Source organism: Pseudobutyrivibrio ruminis (assembly GCF_015057245.1).
Lineage (GTDB): Bacteria > Bacillota > Clostridia > Lachnospirales > Lachnospiraceae > Pseudobutyrivibrio > Pseudobutyrivibrio ruminis_E.
The window spans coordinates 90673-109093 of sequence record NZ_SVET01000006.1 but is presented as its reverse complement, the minus strand read 5'-3'; the positions used below and the strand labels follow the sequence as shown (position 1 = coordinate 109093).

General features: G+C 40.7%; 18 protein-coding genes. 3 read left to right on the top strand and 15 right to left on the bottom strand.

All coding sequences use genetic code 11. The features are described 5' to 3' along the window. The first annotated feature begins 120 nt into the window (after positions 1-120). The gene (locus E7274_RS07165) at positions 121-897 is read left to right on the top strand and encodes a threonine/serine ThrE exporter family protein (protein ID WP_033151598.1); all 777 of its coding nucleotides are present in this window, start codon (positions 121-123) and stop codon (positions 895-897) included. After that, on the top strand, positions 897-1364 hold the full coding sequence (locus E7274_RS07160) for a threonine/serine exporter family protein (protein ID WP_304174859.1): 468 nt from the start codon (positions 897-899) through the stop codon (positions 1362-1364). Before E7274_RS07165 ends, E7274_RS07160 begins: the two co-directional genes overlap by 1 nt. On the opposite strand, the gene E7274_RS07155 is transcribed toward E7274_RS07160, so the two are convergent. The 13 genes from E7274_RS07155 to thyA form a co-directional block, all read right to left on the bottom strand. Then, entirely contained in the window at positions 1318-3072 is a 1755-nt protein-coding gene (locus E7274_RS07155; RefSeq protein WP_304174858.1) for a glycoside hydrolase family 2 protein, read from the bottom strand. The two genes, E7274_RS07160 and E7274_RS07155, sit on opposite strands and share 47 nt — an antisense overlap. A 149-nt stretch (positions 3073-3221) precedes the next feature. Continuing rightward, positions 3222-4655, bottom strand: a complete 1434-nt coding sequence (locus tag E7274_RS07150; protein ID WP_304174856.1) for an MATE family efflux transporter — start codon at positions 4653-4655, stop codon at positions 3222-3224. Positions 4656-4723: 68 nt separating this feature from the next. Beyond that, positions 4724-5767, bottom strand: a complete 1044-nt coding sequence (locus E7274_RS07145; RefSeq protein WP_304174854.1) for an electron transfer flavoprotein subunit alpha/FixB family protein — start codon at positions 5765-5767, stop codon at positions 4724-4726. An 18-nt stretch (positions 5768-5785) separates the two neighbouring features. Then, entirely contained in the window at positions 5786-6568 is a 783-nt protein-coding gene (locus E7274_RS07140; RefSeq protein ID WP_304174852.1) for an electron transfer flavoprotein subunit beta/FixA family protein, read from the bottom strand. 39 nt (positions 6569-6607) lie between these two features. Further along, positions 6608-7777 (bottom strand): acyl-CoA dehydrogenase, encoded by a 1170-nt coding sequence (locus E7274_RS07135; RefSeq protein ID WP_304174850.1) that lies wholly within the window; start codon positions 7775-7777, stop codon positions 6608-6610. A 203-nt stretch (positions 7778-7980) separates the two neighbouring features. Further along, positions 7981-8853, bottom strand: coding sequence for a 3-hydroxyacyl-CoA dehydrogenase NAD-binding domain-containing protein (locus E7274_RS07130; protein ID WP_304174848.1), 873 nt, complete (start codon positions 8851-8853; stop codon positions 7981-7983). Between the two features lie 225 nt (positions 8854-9078). After that, positions 9079-10281 carry an acetyl-CoA C-acetyltransferase gene (locus tag E7274_RS07125; protein ID WP_033151605.1) on the bottom strand — a complete coding sequence of 401 codons (1203 nt, stop codon included), beginning with the start codon at positions 10279-10281 and terminating at the stop codon, positions 9079-9081. 459 nt (positions 10282-10740) lie between these two features. Beyond that, the gene (deoD, locus tag E7274_RS07120) at positions 10741-11457 is read right to left on the bottom strand and encodes a purine-nucleoside phosphorylase (RefSeq protein ID WP_304174846.1); all 717 of its coding nucleotides are present in this window, start codon (positions 11455-11457) and stop codon (positions 10741-10743) included. 17 nt (positions 11458-11474) lie between these two features. After that, positions 11475-12698, bottom strand: a complete 1224-nt coding sequence (locus tag E7274_RS07115; RefSeq protein WP_304174844.1) for a cell wall hydrolase — start codon at positions 12696-12698, stop codon at positions 11475-11477. Positions 12699-12719: 21 nt separating this feature from the next. After that, complete coding sequence (gene ilvN / locus E7274_RS07110) at positions 12720-13229, bottom strand: acetolactate synthase small subunit (RefSeq protein ID WP_033151614.1); 510 nt, start codon at positions 13227-13229, stop codon at positions 12720-12722. Positions 13230-13248: 19 nt separating this feature from the next. Then, positions 13249-14940 carry a biosynthetic-type acetolactate synthase large subunit gene (gene ilvB, locus E7274_RS07105; RefSeq protein ID WP_304174841.1) on the bottom strand — a complete coding sequence of 564 codons (1692 nt, stop codon included), beginning with the start codon at positions 14938-14940 and terminating at the stop codon, positions 13249-13251. Positions 14941-14966: 26 nt separating this feature from the next. Further along, positions 14967-15452: a dihydrofolate reductase gene (locus tag E7274_RS07100; protein WP_304174839.1), complete on the bottom strand. Its 486-nt coding sequence runs from the start codon at positions 15450-15452 to the stop codon at positions 14967-14969. Positions 15453-15479: 27 nt separating this feature from the next. After that, positions 15480-16331 (bottom strand): thymidylate synthase, encoded by an 852-nt coding sequence (gene thyA, locus E7274_RS07095; protein WP_304174837.1) that lies wholly within the window; start codon positions 16329-16331, stop codon positions 15480-15482. A 239-nt stretch (positions 16332-16570) separates the two neighbouring features. Here thyA and E7274_RS07090 point away from each other — a divergent pair, with 239 nt between their 5' ends. Beyond that, positions 16571-16816, top strand: a complete 246-nt coding sequence (locus E7274_RS07090; RefSeq protein WP_074790065.1) for a hypothetical protein — start codon at positions 16571-16573, stop codon at positions 16814-16816. Positions 16817-16896: 80 nt separating this feature from the next. On the opposite strand, the gene E7274_RS07085 is transcribed toward E7274_RS07090, so the two are convergent. Together E7274_RS07085 and E7274_RS07080 are read right to left on the bottom strand one after the other, a co-directional pair. Beyond that, positions 16897-17130, bottom strand: a complete 234-nt coding sequence (locus tag E7274_RS07085; protein WP_304174835.1) for an HPr family phosphocarrier protein — start codon at positions 17128-17130, stop codon at positions 16897-16899. Positions 17131-17139: 9 nt separating this feature from the next. After that, on the bottom strand, positions 17140-18402 hold the full coding sequence (locus E7274_RS07080) for a zinc-binding dehydrogenase (protein WP_074790061.1): 1263 nt from the start codon (positions 18400-18402) through the stop codon (positions 17140-17142). Between the last annotated feature and the right edge of the window lie 19 nt (positions 18403-18421).

Below are 18421 nucleotides of genomic sequence, written 5' to 3'. Positions count from 1 at the left end.
TTTCAACGAACAAAGTTTTCCCCAAAAGTTATCCACAATTGTAAATAACTACACATTTGGTTGAAAAACTTCTGTTAATAATGGATAATCATTGTAGAATTATTATTTTAGGGAGCAACAATGTCAGATACAAAGAAAGTATTATCCTTTGCTGTAGAACTAGGAGATATTCTTCTTAGAAATGGAGCAGAGGTCTATAGGGTCGAGGACAGTGTCCTCGCCATTTTAAATTCATACGATATAACAGACTGTGATGTGTATGTATTGAGCAACGGAATATTTGCAAGTGCAGATGAAGTTACCGAACACGCCAGCTCAATGATCAGACATGTGCCTATGTATCCAACTCACCTAGGACGTATCGCCGGGCTGAATGCATTATGCCGTGAAGTCTGTTCAAAAGAGATTACACTAGATGAAGCATGGGTTAAGCTGGAAGAATGTAAACGAATTCCATCTTACAATTTTCCAATGTTAATAATTGCCACTGCCATTGGATGCGGTGGATTTTCCTATTTATATGGAGGAACCGTTTTAGATGCTTTAATCGCATGCATAGTTGGTGCAGTCCTTAGATTATTCCTTTACTTCGAGGCTCGCATGGGTAATTCCAAAACAATTACCAACGTACTAGCAAGTATGGTTATATCCCTCACTGCTATTCTCTTTTATGCAGTAGGGCTTCCTGTTCACTACGACAAAATAATCATCGGTGCAATTATGCCATTAGTACCAGGTATTCCTCTTACTAACAGCATTCGTGATTTTATCAACAGTGACTACTTGTCCGGCTCTATTCGATTAATAGATGCCCTTCTTACAGCATTTTGCATAGCTGTAGGTGTTGGTGTTGTTATCACCTTTGCTCATTTTATAGGAGGAGGTGCTTACATCTAATGATAGCTGATTACATTATTCAATTTATAGTAGCTATGGTGGCCACCTTAGCCTTTGCAATGATTTTTTCCGCACCAAAGTCAGAGCTTGTGTACTGTGGAATTTCCGGTGCAATCGGATGGATTTCCTATTCACTAATATCATCCTTCCTTGGAGCACCAACACTTGGCAATATGGTGGGTTCCTTATTCCTAACATTGTTTTCACGTTCACTTGCTGTAAAAAGAAAAAATCCCGTCACCGTATACCTTATAGCGGGAATTTTCCCACTGGTACCTGGTGCCGGAATCTACTATACTTCTTATTATTTAATTATGAACAACATGGAAACCTTCGGTTCTTACGGGTTATCCACTATCAAAACTGCAGGCGCAATCGTAATGGGAATCATCTTTGGTATGGCCTTCCCTCAAAGCTGGTTTAATACAGTTTTTGCACCTTCCTGTCATAAGTCATCAAGCCATTAACCTCATCTTCGATGTCAGTAGCTTGAGTAAATACAGCAGCACTCAGTCCCTCTTCCTGGAGGGACTTTATTTTTGTCATAAGTTCATCGTAAGCATTCTGTAACTCATGTTGCTGTTGATATTTTTTGTATCCATAAACAGCGTCTCTCTTCACGTGGGTCCCTACTTTAAGAGAATATCCACCATATTCAGAGATAACATAAGGTCTTCTGTTTCGCTTTACCTTTAATTCTTCAAAATAAACATGCTCAGAGAACACATCTCCACAACCTTCATGGAACCAGCCGGAAGCTGCATCAATTGGCCTTGTATCATCGATTTCTTTGGCAAAATCAAGGCAACCTGCAGCATCAAACTGCCCCCATCCCTCATTAAATAGGCACCACTGGCCTAATGAAGGCACATTATAAAGCTGATGCATCATTTCCTTGCATTCTTTGAACCATACTTCCTTGGATTTTTCAGTGTTTCTGCCGGTAAATCTAAGGAAAAGTCTGTTTTTATCTTTGGCATTACCAAATGGTCGTACCACTGTAGGAATATTGCAAATCATATTCATATCGTATTTAGTTCCACCATTTACAATATCCTGCCAAACTATCATTCCTAGCCTGTCACAATGAAAATACCAGCGCATTGGTTCAATCTTGCAATGTTTACGAATCATGTTGAAGCCCAAAGATTTGATAGTCTCAATATCGTTTATCATGGCAGCATCTGAAGGAGGTGTCATGAGACTCTCAGGATAGTACCCCTGATCTAATACTCCATTCATAAAATATGGCTTATGATTCAATGTAAGACGAGGTATCCCCTTCTCATCCCTATCTACACCAAAGTGCCTCATTGCAAAGTATGTAGAAAAGCTATCTTTGCCATAGTTTATATTTAAAAAATACAGAACAGGTTCTTCTGGCGACCACAGTTGATAATGATTAAGGTCCACGGTAACATAAAGCTTATCATCCTTGATTTTATCAACCTTATATTCTTTTATTAAATCCTGATTTGATGATGTGATATCTAGGTGTCCCTTCATTTCAGACACCTTTATTATCATTTTAAGCTTGTTCCCATCAATATCAGGATTAAGCTTTAAATCTGTTACAAAGGCATCTGGGACCCATTCCATCCATACAGTCTGCCAAATACCACTTTGAGCCGTATACCACATGCCTGATGGCTCAATACATTGTTTTCCTCTGGCATATCCAATTCTGTCTGTATAGTCCCTAACCTTTACCTTAAGCTCGTTATTTCCCTCTACAACATAATCTGTGATATCAAAGGTAAAAGAAGTAAAGCCACCTTCATGAGAGCCTAAATTAATACCATTTAAAGATACATGGGCCACCTGATCAACTGCTCCAAAGTGAAGCAACAAATGCTTTGACCTTTTTACCTTGTCTATTTCAAATACCTTTGTGTATTCTAGAGTTTCTTCAGGTAGAAGCATGTGCATATCTGTTCCTGAAAGCTTGGTCTCTGGTGAAAAAGGGACAAGTATACTGCCTGAACTGCATACCTGTCCCTTTCCATTTATTATTCGATAGTCCCACTGACCATTTAAGTTAATATAAGATTTTCGCTGAAGCTGAGGGCGTGGATATTCTAACAAGCCCTCAAACTTGTAATCCGTGCTCAACTCATATGTCTTTGAATCTTTACTAGGCTTAGCAATAGCTCCAAGCATTTCCTTCCAATACATAACTAACCCCCATAATCCGCAAGTTACGCCTACAAGCCTTAGAGTTTCTCCGCTCGACAACACGTCTTGCTTGAGAAACCTAAGAGCTTGCAGTCTACTTGCTCGCTTAGTATTTAGCTTTTACCGCTTAACGTTTATTAATCAATGATTTAAATTCGTACTTCAGACGATTTGCGCTTTACCCAGGCGCGATATACCATTACGAGGCAGATGCTGTGGACGCTAAGAGTCAGCAGCCAGCTTCCTGGGTATGAGAAAAACAGTACTGATTGTGTATGATGAACATGGAAATATGTGGCAATCCAGATTAATCTGGTTACACATGCCCCCAACAACGACACTATCATAGGAACTGTAGAACGACCCAATCCTCTCAGTCCGCCTGTTAGTGTATCCATGACTCCACAAAGGAAGTATGGACAACAAACCCAGAAAAGACGCAGTGTTCCGGCCGCTATAGCATCTGCACTGTCTGTGTAGATACCAAGCAATGGTGTTGCAAAATGGTATGCTAAATTGCCCAGAGCAAGACCAACAACTATTACAATTCCAAGTGTCTCAAATATTACCTTCTTAACACGATGCTCATCTCCAGCTCCGTAGTTTTGACCAACGAATGTAACTGTCGTCTGTGAAACTGAGTTCATAGAAACATACACGAAACCTTCGATGCTGGCAGCCGCTGATGAACCAGCTATTACTGCAGTACCAAATGAATTGATTGCTGACTGGATAACAACATTAGATAAGGAGAACACAGTTCCCTGAATTCCAGCAGGTAATCCAATTCTTATAATACGATTTAATATTCTTTTATCTATTCTAATCTTTGAAAACTCAAGTCGTAATGCATCTTCTTGCTTCATAAAGAAACCAACTAGTAAGAAGCAAGAAATGTAACTTGATGTAGCAGTGGCAATTGCAACTCCAGCAACCCCCATATCAAAGCAAATAACCAAGATAAGGTTTAAAATGACATTTACAACGCCTGCAATAGTAAGGAACACAAGAGGATGAGTAGTGTCTCCTGCTGCCCTAAGAATTGCTGCCAAAAAGTTGTAAAGCATTATAGCTGGCATTGCAATGAAATATATACGAACATACAAAGCGGCCAACCCAATAACGTCTTCAGGCGATCCCATTATTTCAAGTATTGGTCTAGCAAAAAACAGGCCTATAAAGACAAGCAATACGCCGCAAATCAATGAGAATGCAGTACTGGTATGAACTGTCTTTTTAACGTCTTCGTGTTGATTTGCGCCGTAAAACTGGGCTGCACATACATTGGCACCAACGGACATACCAATAAATAGATTTGTCATTAAATTTATAAGGGAACCTGTAGAACCAACTGCAGCAAGGCTTGCTTCGCCGGCAAAACGACCCACTACTATTACATCAGCTGCATTAAAAAGAAGTTGCAAAACACCTGACAAAATAATAGGTATTGTAAAGATAATTAATTTGCCCAAGAGGGGGCCATGGATCATATCGATTTTTTTTGAATTATTCATAGGATGATTGTAGCACTTTACCTTGCAAAATAAAAGCTTGAGGGCAAGCCCATGTGGACTTGCCCTCATAAAATTAAAGAAAGAAATTATAGGAAAAATCTATACTTCTAAAAGAATAGATATTGCCCTTAAAGGAATTATTTTGAAGCAATCTCAGCCTTGAGTGCTTCTGTAAGAGCTGGAACGATCTTGTTAAGATCTCCAACGATACCATAATCAGCTACGTCAAAGATAGGAGCTGTCTCATCTTTGTTGATAGCGATGATGATATCTGACTCTTCCATACCTGCTGTATGCTGAATAGCACCAGAGATACCGATTGCGAAATAAACGTTAGGACGAACAGTCTTACCTGTCTGACCAACCTGAAGATCCTTTGGCTTCCATCCAGCATCTACTACTGCACGTGAGCAAGATACTGTACCACCAAGAACCTCTGCAAGATCATCAAGGAGCTTGAAGTTCTCTGGAGAACCAACTCCACGACCGCCAGATACAAGGATCTTTGCATCCATGATATCTACTGTTGTTGCAACGTTCTTTACTACGTTAAGAATCTCAACGAATCTATTGTTTTCCTTAAGCTCTGGCTTGAAGTTGATAACTTCTGCCTTGCGGCCTGCCTGCTTCTCAAGCTTCTGCATAACACCTGGACGAACTGTAGCCATCTGTGGACGGTTGTCTGGGCAAGCGATTGTAGCGATTGTGTTACCACCGAATGCTGGACGAGTCATAAGAAGCTGATTGTGCTTCTGCTCCTGACCTTCTCTAGCCTGAAGTGGGAAATCACCAATCTCAAGTGATGTACAGTCAGCTGTAAGACCTGTCTTAACTCTAGCTGAAACTGTAGGACCAAGATCACGACCGATAGCTGTTGCGCCAACGAGCATAATCTCTGGCTTGTACTCATTAATATAAGCTGTAAGAGCCTGTGCATATGGCTCTGTACGATATGTTTCAAGTGCTGGATCATCAATAACAACAACCTTGTCTGCACCGTACTCACCAAGCTCATCTGCAAGGTTAGCGATGTTGCTACCAAGTACTACTGCTGTTACATCTGTTCCTAAATCTGCTGCAAGCTCATGTGCCTTGCCGATAAGTTCGAAGGCAATTGAGCTAAGTTTATTATCAACCTGCTGAGCGAATATAGCTACGCCCTTGTATTCTTCTAATGACATTCTATTTGCCTCCTCTTATTAAATTACATGCTTTTCTTTAAGCTTGTTTACGATGTACTCTACTGATTCCTTAGGATCAAGAGCAACCTTCTCGCCTGCACCCTTACGTACCTTATCAGATGCCTTTGCAATCTTTGTTGGAGAACCAGCAAGACCGATGTTTGCATCATCAAGATCTGTAAGATCATCACGGCCCCATACTGTTACTTCCTTATCGAAAGCATCGAAGATTCCGCCTGGAGTCATATAACGTGGCTCGTTAAGCTCTGAAAGAGCTGTGATAAGACATGGCATCTGAGCCTTAATCTCATGATATCTGTCTTCATACTGACGCTTAACGATTACGCTGTTTCCTTCAACCTTAATATCCTCTGCATAAGAAATAACTGGAAGACCAAGGTGCTCAGCGATCTGTGGACCAACCTGAGCTGTATCACCATCGATAGCCTGACGACCTGTGATGATAAGATCATAATCAAGTTTCTTTACTGCAGCTGCAACTGTTGAAGATGTAGCCCAAGTATCAGCGCCACCAAGGCGTCTATCTGTAACAAGTACTGCTTCATCAGCGCCCATAGCAAGAGCTTCACGAAGCATATCATCTGCCTTAGGAAGTCCCATTGTAAGAACTGTAACCTTTGCGCCTGTCTCATCCTTGATACGAAGAGCAGCCTCAAGGCCTGCCTTGTCATCAGGATTCATAATTGCGAGCATAGCTGCTCTATCAAGAGTTCCATCTGGGTTGAACTTAACGCCGCCCTTTGTATCAGGAACCTGTTTAATACATACTACGATATTCATGTATTTAATCTCCTTTAACTTAAATGCTACTAATCAAAATTATTTGAGCATTGAGCCAGAGATAACCATTCTCTGAACCTCAGATGTTCCCTCATAAATTTCTGTAATCTTTGCATCACGCATCATGCGCTCAACATCGTACTCTCTTGTATAACCGTAACCACCGTGGAGCTGAACAGCCTTTGTAGTAACAGCCATAGCAGCCTCAGCAGCGAAAAGCTTAGCCTCAGCAGCTTCTACAGAGTAGCTTGTCTTGTGATCAATGGCATACTGATCCTTTGTGCAAGCAGCCTTGTAAACAAGATACTTAGCAGCATCCATACGAGCCTTCATATCAGCAAGCTGGAATGATGTATTCTGGAATGCAGCGATTGGACGACCAAACTGCTTTCTCTCCTTTACGAAATCAATTGTCGCGTCGATTGAGCCTTCACCAATACCAAGAGCCTGTGCAGCGATACCAATACGTCCACCATCAAGTGTGTGCATAGCGATACCAAATCCCTTACCTCTCTGTCCAAGGAGGTTCTCCTTTGGAATACGGCAATCCTGGAAAATAAGCTCGTATGTAGAAGAAGCACGGATACCCATCTTCTTCTCCTTTGTACCGAATGTAAATCCTGGTGTGTCCTTCTCTACGATGAATGCAGAGAACTTCTTAGACTTACGTCCCTTAGCATCTTCAACGATATCTGTAACTGCGATAACGATGTAGATGTCAGCTTCCTTACCGTTTGTGATGAAGCACTTAGATCCGTTAAGTACCCAAGAATCTCCATCTTCAACAGCCTTTGTCTGAGCACCCTGAGCATCTGTACCAGCGCCTGGCTCTGTAAGTGCGAATGCACCAAGCTTCTTACCACTTGCAAGTGGAACTAAGTACTTCTGCTTCTGCTCTTCTGTACCATATGTAAGAATAGGATCGCAGCAAAGTGATGTATGTGCAGAAACGATAACACCTGTTGTACCACAAACCTTTGAAAGCTCCTCTACGCACATGATGTATGTAAGAACATCACATCCCTGTCCGCCGTACTCCTTTGGTACTGGAATACCCATGAAGCCATACTTCATCATCTTCTCAACGTTCTCACGTGGGAAGCACTCTGTCTCATCAATTTCCTGAGCAACTGGCTTTACTTCATTCTGAGCGAAATCTCTGAATAACTGTCTAGCCATCTCATGCTTTTTATCTAATGTAAAATCCATGATCTGAATCTCCTTAATTTATTGTTAGAATTCATTACTTTAGTTATTCTCTCGCCTGTTACACTTACAAGCCTGATGAATTCTCCGCTTGACTAAATGTCTCGCTTGAGAATTATCAGAGCTTGTCAGCTACAGGCTATTTTTACTCTGTAGTAATGAATTCAATTTAATTTACATAAAGCCTTATCTGGCTTAATTACGAATTACTGAGCGTCTACAGCTGTCTTTGTACGGTCTGCGTTGTATACGTAGAATCCCTTACCAGACTTGCAGCCAAGGTTACCACCACGAACCATCTTACGAAGAAGAGGGCAAGCACGATACTTGCTGTCACCTGTTTCGTTGTAAAGAACGTCCATGATTGCAAGGCAAATATCAAGACCGATGAAATCACCAAGCTCAAGTGGTCCCATTGGATGGTTAGCACCAAGCTTCATAGCTGCATCGATACCAGCGATATCAGAAACACCTTCCATCTTGATGAAAGCAGCTTCGTTGATCATTGGGATAAGGATACGGTTTACTACGAAACCAGCAGCCTCGTTAACCTGTACAGGAGTCTTTCCGATTTCCTCAGCAATCTTCTTGATTGCATCAACTGTCTCAGCAGGTGTGTTAACACCAGCGATAACTTCTACAAGCTTCATTCTATCTGCAGGATTGAAGAAGTGCATACCGATCATTGGACGGTTAAGACCATTTCCGATTTCTGTGATAGAAAGTGATGATGTGTTAGAAGCGAAGATGCACTCAGGCTTAGCGATTTCGTCAAGCTCCTTGAATGTTGTCTTCTTAACTTCCATATTCTCGAAAGCAGCCTCTACGATGAGGTCGCAATCCTTGCAAAGGTCTTCCTTAACACCTGGAGTAATCTTAGCTAAGATAGCATCTACAGCTGCCTGCTCCATTTTGCCTTTTTCAACAAGTCTTGCATAACCCTTTGCAATCTTGTCCTTTCCGCCTTCTGCCCACTCCTGCTTAATATCGCAAAGAGCTACTTCATAACCATCAACCATAGCAAATGCCTTAGCAATGCCCTGGCCCATTGTACCTGCGCCAATTACGCCTACCTTCATTTTTAGTTCCTCCTGAATAATATAGTCCGTGACATATTTTAGTTTTTCTCTCGCCTGTTACAGCTACAAGCCTGATGATTTCTTCGCTCGACAACACGTCTCGCTTAAGAAATATCAGAGCTTGATGCTTACAGGCTGTTTAAACTTACATTATATGTCACTCACTTAATATTTATATTGTTATGAATAATAGAATATTCAAATGTAGTCTTATCGTCTTAACGATTAGCCTTCGTACTTCTCAACGATTGTTGCGCAACCCATACCGCCACCGATGCAAAGAGTAGCAAGACCCTTCTTGTACTCTGGGTTGTGAATCATATCGTAAAGTAATGTTACAAGAATACGAGCACCTGAAGCTCCTACTGGATGTCCAAGAGCGATAGCACCACCGTTTGGATTGAGCTTGTTAAGATCGAAGCCAAGCTCCTTACCAACTGCTACTGACTGTGCAGCGAATGCTTCGTTTGCTTCGTAAACATCGAGATCATCAATTGTAAGACCTGCCTTAGCAAGAGCCTTCTTTGTTGCTGGAACTGGACCAACACCCATGATTTCTGGAGCACATCCGCCGAGTGCACCAGCTACCCATGTAGCAAGTGGCTTAACGCCAAGTTCCTTAGCCTTCTCCTCAGACATAACTACGAGTGCAGCTGCACCATCGTTGATACCTGAAGCGTTACCAGCTGTAACAACACCGTTTGGATAAAGAGCCTTAAGCTTAGCAAGACCTTCCATTGTTGTACCAGGTCTTGGGCCTTCATCTGTATCGAAGATAACTGTTTCTTTCTTCTTCTTGATTTCTACAGGAACGATTTCGTCCTTGAATGCACCAGTTTCGATAGCCTTGCAAGCCTTGTTCTGAGAGTTAACTGCGAACTCATCAAGCTCTTCTCTTGTAAGCTTCCACTGCTCAGCTACGTTATCAGCTGTCTTGATCATGTGGTAATCATTGTATGCATCCCAAAGAGCATCCTTTACCATTGTATCTACTAAAGCACCCTGGCTGTTTGATGGCCATGTCATTCTGTAACCGAAACGACCATTTGGAAGTGCGAATGGAGCAAGTGACATGTTCTCCATACCACCAGCTACAACAACATCAGCGTCACCAGCGATAATCATCTGAGCTGCCTGGTTTACGCAGTTAAGACCTGAACCACAAACTACGTTTGTAGTAACAGCTGTTGTCTCATTTGGAAGACCAGCCTTGATAGCTGCCTGACGAGCAACGTTCTGTCCTAAACCTGCCTGGATAACACATCCCATATATACGTGCTCTACGTCCTCTGGCTTGATTCCAGCTCTCTTAACTGCCTCTTTAATTACGATAGCACCTAAGTCTACTGCTGGAGTGTTGCTAAGTGATCCGCCCATTGTACCAATGGCTGTTCTACATGCGCTAGCAATAACTACTTTTTTTCCCATCTTTTCTTTCTCCTTTGTAGAAATAATTTGTTTTCGGTATTGATAAGTTCTTTCTTTTGTTAAAATTCAACAATTATCAGCTCTTAAAACTGTTAATTTTTTAACGAACCTTTTCAAAAAAAAAGCGCTCATCTCTCGCCGTCGTTGTGAAAATATTAACACAACTCCAATTTCATTTCAATGAGAATTTTTGTCATACTTCACTGTCTAAATGCTAACTTTCAGAATATTCACCATCAAGTTGCTCAATTCTCGCACTCCGCTCGTTAAATAATTATCAAGAAATGGCTTATTTTCGTTTCGAAGGAAACCATATTTTTTAATCGCAGTTTCCAAATTGTGTCTATGCATGTGAAAATTTATTATAAATTCGAACATGCTAGAATTACAAATTTCCCTATACTTTCCATAAAAAAAGAAGCCACTAGAAATAGTGGCTTCCAAAATATTCATATAAGATTAAAGCGCAATAGCTGTCTCAAGCGCAAGCTTCATCATCTCTGTGAATGACTTCTGACGATCCTCAGCTGGGATTTCCTCAGATGTAACGAAAGAATCAGAGATTGTAAGCATACATGTAGCGTTCTTTCCAAGCATGTTTGCATTGTTGAAAAGAGCAAAGCTTTCCATTTCTACGCAGTCGCACTGGCAACGCTCTTTAACTGCCTGCCATCCACCCATCTCTGGTGCTGTATAGAACTGATCTGCAGAGTGTACCTTTGCAACCTTTGCATCAATACCAAGCTCCTTAGCCTTTGCAATAGCGATATCGTTGATCTTCTTGCTTGGGTAAAGAGTCTTCTCCTCTACGCCATTTGTGTACTTAGCAAATGTGCTGTCTGAATATGCGCTCTCAGAAATAACTACATCAAGAACGTTAAGCTTGTCTGTGTAGCTTCCTGCAGAACCGATACGGATGATGTTTTCTACATCGTAGAAAGCATAAAGCTCGTATGAGTAGATACCGATTGAAGGCATACCCATACCACTTGCCATTACAGATACTGGTACTCCCTTGTATGTTCCTGTGAAACCAAGGCAGTTACGAACTGTATTAACACATTTTACATTCTCTAAGAAATTTTCTGCTACAAACTTTGCTCGTAATGGATCGCCTGGCATAAGTACTGTCTTGGCGAAATCCCCTTTTTTCGCTTCATTATGTGGTGTTGCCATAAAACAAACCTCCTTTATTAATTATAATTATAGAAATAATGGGCATTTATAACTGTACCCGAAGTTCTATCTAAAAATCCTGACTGCCCAGCAGCTACCTGTGATTCGTGCAAGCTCTGAGCATATGAATAAGTACAGAAGAATAAAGCATCTGTATTTGTATTTCCTGCAATCGCCTGTGATGCAGCATATTGGCAGGCACTGTTTGGCCCTTCTGCAAGAATCATGGCCACACGACCTGATGTTACTGGTGCAAACTGACCTGATGCATATATTACACCGGAAACTGTGTTAGGAAACTTTGAGCTGGCTACACGGTTCATAACAACAGAACCAACTGCCAGACGACCTGCATCCCCTTGATTAGCCGCCTCTGCCTGAATAAGTGCAGCAAGAAGAAGAGTTTCCTCATCTGTTGTGCTATAGCCACCGCTATAGCCACCTGTTTCACCAGCAAGCTTTTCAGCCAATGCAACTTGAGCTGCTTCATATTGCTGCTGAATTTTTTCCTCGTATGCCTTTGCTTCCTCTAACTGTTTTTCCAATTCTGCGATAGCAGCCTCTGTAACCTCTATCTGAGAATTTGTAGTATTTAATGCTGAAGTGGTACTGCTTACAAGTGTACCAAGCTCTGACCTCTTACTCTGAAGAGTGTCTTGATATGCTGTAAGCTCATCATTCTTTGTCTGTATAGCAGACTTTGTATCTTCCAATTCCTGCTGTGTCTCTTCGTATTTTTCTATGGCATCCTGATCATAAGCTGTAATCTGTGCCATATATTCAAGACGTTGTAAAAACTCCGAAATAGACCCGCTTTCCAAAAAGTTAACTAGCGTGTTTGTAGATTTGTTTTCATACATATATTGAATGCGCGCCTTCATCGCTTCCTTTTGTGTGTCCAAGGAAGCCTGTGTTGTTTCAAGCTGTTCATTCAATGTTTCGATATCTGCTTCTACAAGTGCTATGTTTTCTTCGGTCTCAGAAATTTCACCTGAAACGGTGGTAATCTGTGTGTTTAAATCACTGATTTGTCCACTAAGTGAATCTGCCTGGTCCTCAAGCTGCCCCTTTGCATCCTCTACCTGTTGCTTTGCATTGTTGATATCATCAACCGCCTGCGAGGCATTTTCCGATTCTTGCTTTAATCGGTCTACTTCTGATTGTGAAGCTCTGGCAGATGTACTACAAAGGCACAAACTAACCACTAAAAGCAGTGCTAAACTCCCTTTTAGCTTTTTCATTAATTTCTCCTACAAAATATATTATCTGCAAGAACTGCTGATTGACTCTACCGCTACCGCTCCACCACGAGTGACTTCAATTTTCTTAAATCGTGATTTGAGTAGTTCTATAATCTCATTGTTCTTGCGCTCTGTCAACATACACTCAAAGAGTACTGAATCAGCGCCAATATCGACGATTTTAACGCTTCCTCCCTGATTAAATACGTTGGCTATTTGAAATGCTTCGGTCTTAGACTCGCTATTGAGCCCATTTACCCTAGCATAAAGAATTTCTTTCATGTGAATTGACATGGTAGTCAAATCTATTACTTTTATGACCTCAACCATTGCATTAAGCTGTTTTTTAATCTGCTCAAATGTGGCATCGTCAGCTTTAACCGAAATAGTCATTCTAGAAACATCGTCTCTTTCTGTCGTACCAACAGTGAGAGTTTGAAGGTTGTAGGACTTTGCTGAAAACAATCCTGAAACCTTTGCCAAAACACCAACCTGATTTTCTACATATAATGCAATCCATCTGTTCTTCATATTGTTAGCCCCTCTACATCTACTTCAAAATCATTTCACTAAGTGGTGTACCACTTTTAACCATTGGTAATACTAAATCGTCTGGAGAGACAATAAATTCCAAAACTGTTGGGCCATCCGTATTTGCCCTTGCTGTCTCAAGCGCTGACAATACATCATCCTGATTAGTAACGCGGATAGCTTTGCAACTGTATCCCTCAGCCCATTTAATAAAGTCTGGATAATAGCTTCCATCTGATGCAGAAAGATCTGTAATCTCGTATCTCTTTCCATAGAATAACTGTTGCATCTGACGAACCATACCCAAGTTAGAATTATTAAATATACATATAATAACCGGAATCTTCTCAGTCATTGCAGTGGCCATCTCCTGCATGTTCATTTGGAAGCCACCATCGCCAGTAATTAATACAACTGGCTTTTTAGGATTGCCAATAGCGGCACCAATTGCTGCCGGGAAACCAAATCCCATAGTACCAAGGCCACCTGATGTAATGAACTCCTGGCCTTCGCTTAATCTAATAAACTGTGTTGCCCACATCTGATGCTGGCCAACATCTGTTACGATATTGGCATCAAAAAATACTTGATTGATTTTCTCACATATAATCTGTGGATTAATGCCAACCTTTGTATCAGGCATTGAAAGAGGATGTTCACTCTCCCATTCGTTTATCTTAGCAAGCCATTTGGCTGTGTTCATTGGCTCAGCATATTCTACTAAGCGTTCCAGTGCGATTTTAGCATCTGCGGTAACAGGTACATCTACCACTACATTTCTTGAAATAGACGCAGAAGCAATATCTACGTGAACAATCTTTGCCTTTGGAGCAAATTCATCAAGCTCACCTGTTATTCTATCATTAAATCGTGTGCCAATTGAGAACAACACATCACACTCTGTAACTGCTTTGTTGGCAGCAAAACGGCCATGCATACCACAGTTACCAATAAAAAGACTGTGGTTCTCAGGCATAACACCCTTTCCCATTACAGTAGTAGTAACTGGGACATTCATCTTAGTAGCAAAATCAAGAAGCTCCTGTTCTGCTCCAGAGATTCTAACTCCACCACCAGCAAGGATTAAAGGCTTTTTAGCTGATTTAAGTAATCGATAAGCTTTTTTTAACTGGCCAATATGAACTGTTTCATTAGGATGATATCCCCTAATATCAACATGCTCTGGGTACTCAGGGTCACCAGTCTGAACCTGAATATCCTTTGGAATATCTATAAGCACAGGGCCAGGCTTGCCAGTCGAAGCAACCTGAAATCCCATTTTAATGAGACGGCCCATGTCTTCTCTATCTCTGATTGTCACGCCGTACTTGGTGATTGAACGGGTCATTCCAACAATATCTACCTCTTGGAACGCATCGTTTCCTATAAGGTGAAGAGGAACCTGTCCTGTAAAAATCACCATAGGTATACTGTCATAATATGCATCTGCAATACCGGTGATTGTATTTGTTGCACCGGGACCTGAAGTAACTAGGACGACCGCAGTTTTCCCAGTCGCCCGGGCATAGCCTTCCGCCTCATGAACAAGCGCTTGCTCATGACGGCCCAAAATAACACGAATTCCTTCGGTTTTGTATAGCTCATCCACGATGTCAGTAATCATACCTCCTGGATAAGCGAAAATGGTATCTACGCCTTCTTCTTTAAGTGCCTTAACAAATAACTTCCTTCCAGTAATATTTAATGCCATGTCAGTACCCTCTTAAGTTGTGCCAATTAACGTGTATAAGTTCTAAAATAAAATTCTATATCGTAATAAGTTTGCTCCTCTGATTCTTCCGCAAGCTTCCAATCTGAAAGCTCGTCCAAATTTGGAAAATATGTATCTGCATCGTAAGCATAGTCAACATATGTAACAAATGCTCTCTTGCAGTCATCTAGCATCATGCGATAAATACTTTCGCCACCTATGACAAAAATATCATCCTGATTATATTTTTTAAGTTCTTCATCAAGCTCTTCCTTTGAATGAACGATGATTGCATCCTTCACTTCGTAATTAGGATCTCTTGTAAGAACGATGTTTACTCTGTTTTTGAGAGGCTTACCATTTGGAAAGCTCTCAAGAGTCTTTCGGCCCATAACAACAACCTTGCCTGAAGTAGTCTCCCTGAAAAACTTCATATCATCTGGGATGCTCACAAGTAGCTTGTTGTCTTTACCTATTGCCCAATTTTTATCTACTGCAACAATTAAATTCATTATCTCCTCCAAATCCGCAAGTTACGCTTACACCGCTATAGGAATATTACGAATCTGTTCTCCAGCTTCGTAGCCCTCTACAATGAGGTCATCAGTTGTGAAATCGTAGAAGTTCTTAACATCCGGGTTCAAACGAACCTTTGGAGCTGGAAGCTCAGGACGGCTAAGTAATTCCTTTATAGCATCCACGTGTCTATCGTAAATATGTGCATCAGCAATAACATGTATAAGCTGACCTGGAATCATGTCGTTGACCTGTGCAACCATCATAAGTAGGATTGCATACTGGCAAACATTCCAGTTGTTAGCAGCAAGAACATCCTGTGAACGCTGATTGAGTACCATATTAAGAACTAGCTTATCTGAATTCTTATCCTTTGTAACATTGTAAGTAGCTGAGTAGCAGCATGGATCTAAGTGACCTGTTGCTAAATCATGGAACTGATAAAGGTTTGTCATGATTCTACGGGAATATGGTGTCTCCTTGAGCTGCTTGAGAACATAATCCATCTGATCAATCATCTCGCCCTTAAACTTAAACTTTTCTCCTACAACATAGCCATATGCTGTACCAATTGAGCCATCTTCATCTGCCCATTGATCCCAAATATGACCTTTTAAATCCTTGATGTTATTTGATTTACGCTGGTAAATCCAAAGGATTTCGTCCATAGCTGTTTTAAGTGCAGTCTTTCTAAGAGTAAGGGCAGGGAACTCCTCTCTTAAATCATATCTGTTGACCACACCAAATTGCTTAATTGTATATGCCTTTTCGCCAGTATCCTCCCAGATAGGGCGCACAATTTCATCTTTTGTATCTGTGCCATTCTCTAAGATATCACGGCACATTTCTTTAAAAATCACATCAGCTTTACTCATAACTTATATCTCCTTCGTAAAACTACCTAGACTATGTCTATAATATATTCAGTATAAATTCTACCACAATATCTTGCGGTTTGAACAGTTCTTTTCCTGTTTTTAGTTAATATTTAGTTGCGTACCCATTCTGCCCAAATTTCCTTGAAAATCAAAGCTAATTGCGTTACTATATCTTGTAGTTGTAAAATATCAAGCTGTTCCTATTGGAAATATCACAGTTTGGTTTAGGAGAAGAAATGAGTCAAGAAAAGGTAGATAAAAAAAGATACGAGCGCGAGCATCGTAGATCAATTATCAGAAAGAAAAAAATAGAGGAAGCTCTCAGCATCCTTTGCGTAGCCGTTATCGGATTGGCTATTGTTGTTTGGATTGGTTTTTCAATTTATACAAAGGCTACAACAGCAGCTGAAGAAAATGCTACATACGAGTATTACGATATCACAACTGAAGCTATTCAGGATTATCTTGGTACTTTAAATTAATTTCATATGCATGTTAAATGGCCATATCACAAATGTGATATGGCCATTTTTATTTTAAAACTATTTACATTAAGAGGCTATTATAGAATATCCGAAAGCATTTCTTCGTCTATACCTTCAGCAATAAAATTGATTGTGTCACCGTACTTTGCTCCCAAAGCAATCAGTCCAAATGGGGATTTAGCATTTACTAAACTCCCATTAAAGGATGCTGTTATCTCACAATCCAATTTATTCAATTTCTCTATTAAGGCTGTAGCCGGAAGAGCATGTAGCCCTTCTAGCTCCTTAACCCTATACTCTACAATATTCATATTTTTACCTTAGATTTCTACATTGAAATGTGCAAATAAAATCTTTTCTGCTTCTGGATTCCAAAGACCATTGTGTGCCTTACAGCTTTCATCCAGCTTTGCAAACAGCTCATCTTTCTTACCCAGCTCCTCGAAATCATCGATAGCTGTAAGAGGCATATCAAACTGAGTGTAGCAAAGCTTTTTACCACCTGGAATTCCAGGAAGATTGCAAGTTGTATCAGCAACAGCATCAAGTCCACCTACATGTGTCACCATTACCGATGGATTAATTTCACCCTTTGCAGCAAGCTGAAGAGCTTCTAACAAATCATCATTGTTGCCACCTGTAGTTCCAAGTATATGAGTGCTTGTATAGTGAGCATTATAAAGATTTATTTCCGATTTAAACTGATTGTCAGTTGGGCCTGCAAAGAAATTCATGCATCCATCAAATGCAAGAAGTCTATCCCCCATTTCAGCAACAGGCTTGAATGGAACATATACAAACACATCATCGTATCCATGTCCATCTGTTAAAGCCAAAAGCTCTTCCTCTGCATTTTCCTTTGATGAGTTGAAATAGATTAATTCGACTCCCTTTGATGCTGCAAATTCTGGGCTGATTACAGATGCTGCTCTTTCGAGTTTTGCATCGTCTACATCTGTAACAACAATTCTCTTTGGCTTATTTTCAAATCTGATACCATAGCTAACTGCGCCAAGCCCCATTGGTCCGCAGCCACCCATGATAAGAATATTTCCATCTTTCTTCGTACCCATTGCATGGTTATAATTCTGCTTGTTAGTATGGTAATTAGCGTGATATCCACCTATAACACAACTCATTGGTTCTCCAAGTGATGCCTGGTAAAATGCCTCTCCATCATAAGGAAGTAGCGCATCCAATTCCATAACCTCATGCGGCATAATGCAGTATGTTGCATCTCCACCGCAAAATCTGTAAGAATATCCTGGTGAATCAAGTTTTCCCTGATAATTGAGAGCTGGCTGAAGTGCCCACTTATCTCCTACCTTATACTTATCCTTCCATTTTTCACCAACCTGTACAATCACACCTGAGCATTCATGTCCTGTGATGATTGGATTTACATCGATATCCTGTGGTGCTCTTTTATGCTTCTTTCCTTGCTTTGCTAATTTATATGTCGACATGCAAATGCTGTCGCTAATTACCTTAACCAATATTTCATCGTCTTTGATTTCTGGAAGTTCGAATTCTTCCAATCTCAAATCCATTTCGCCATACATTCTAACTGCTCTTGTTTTCATTGAAGATGTACCTCCATAA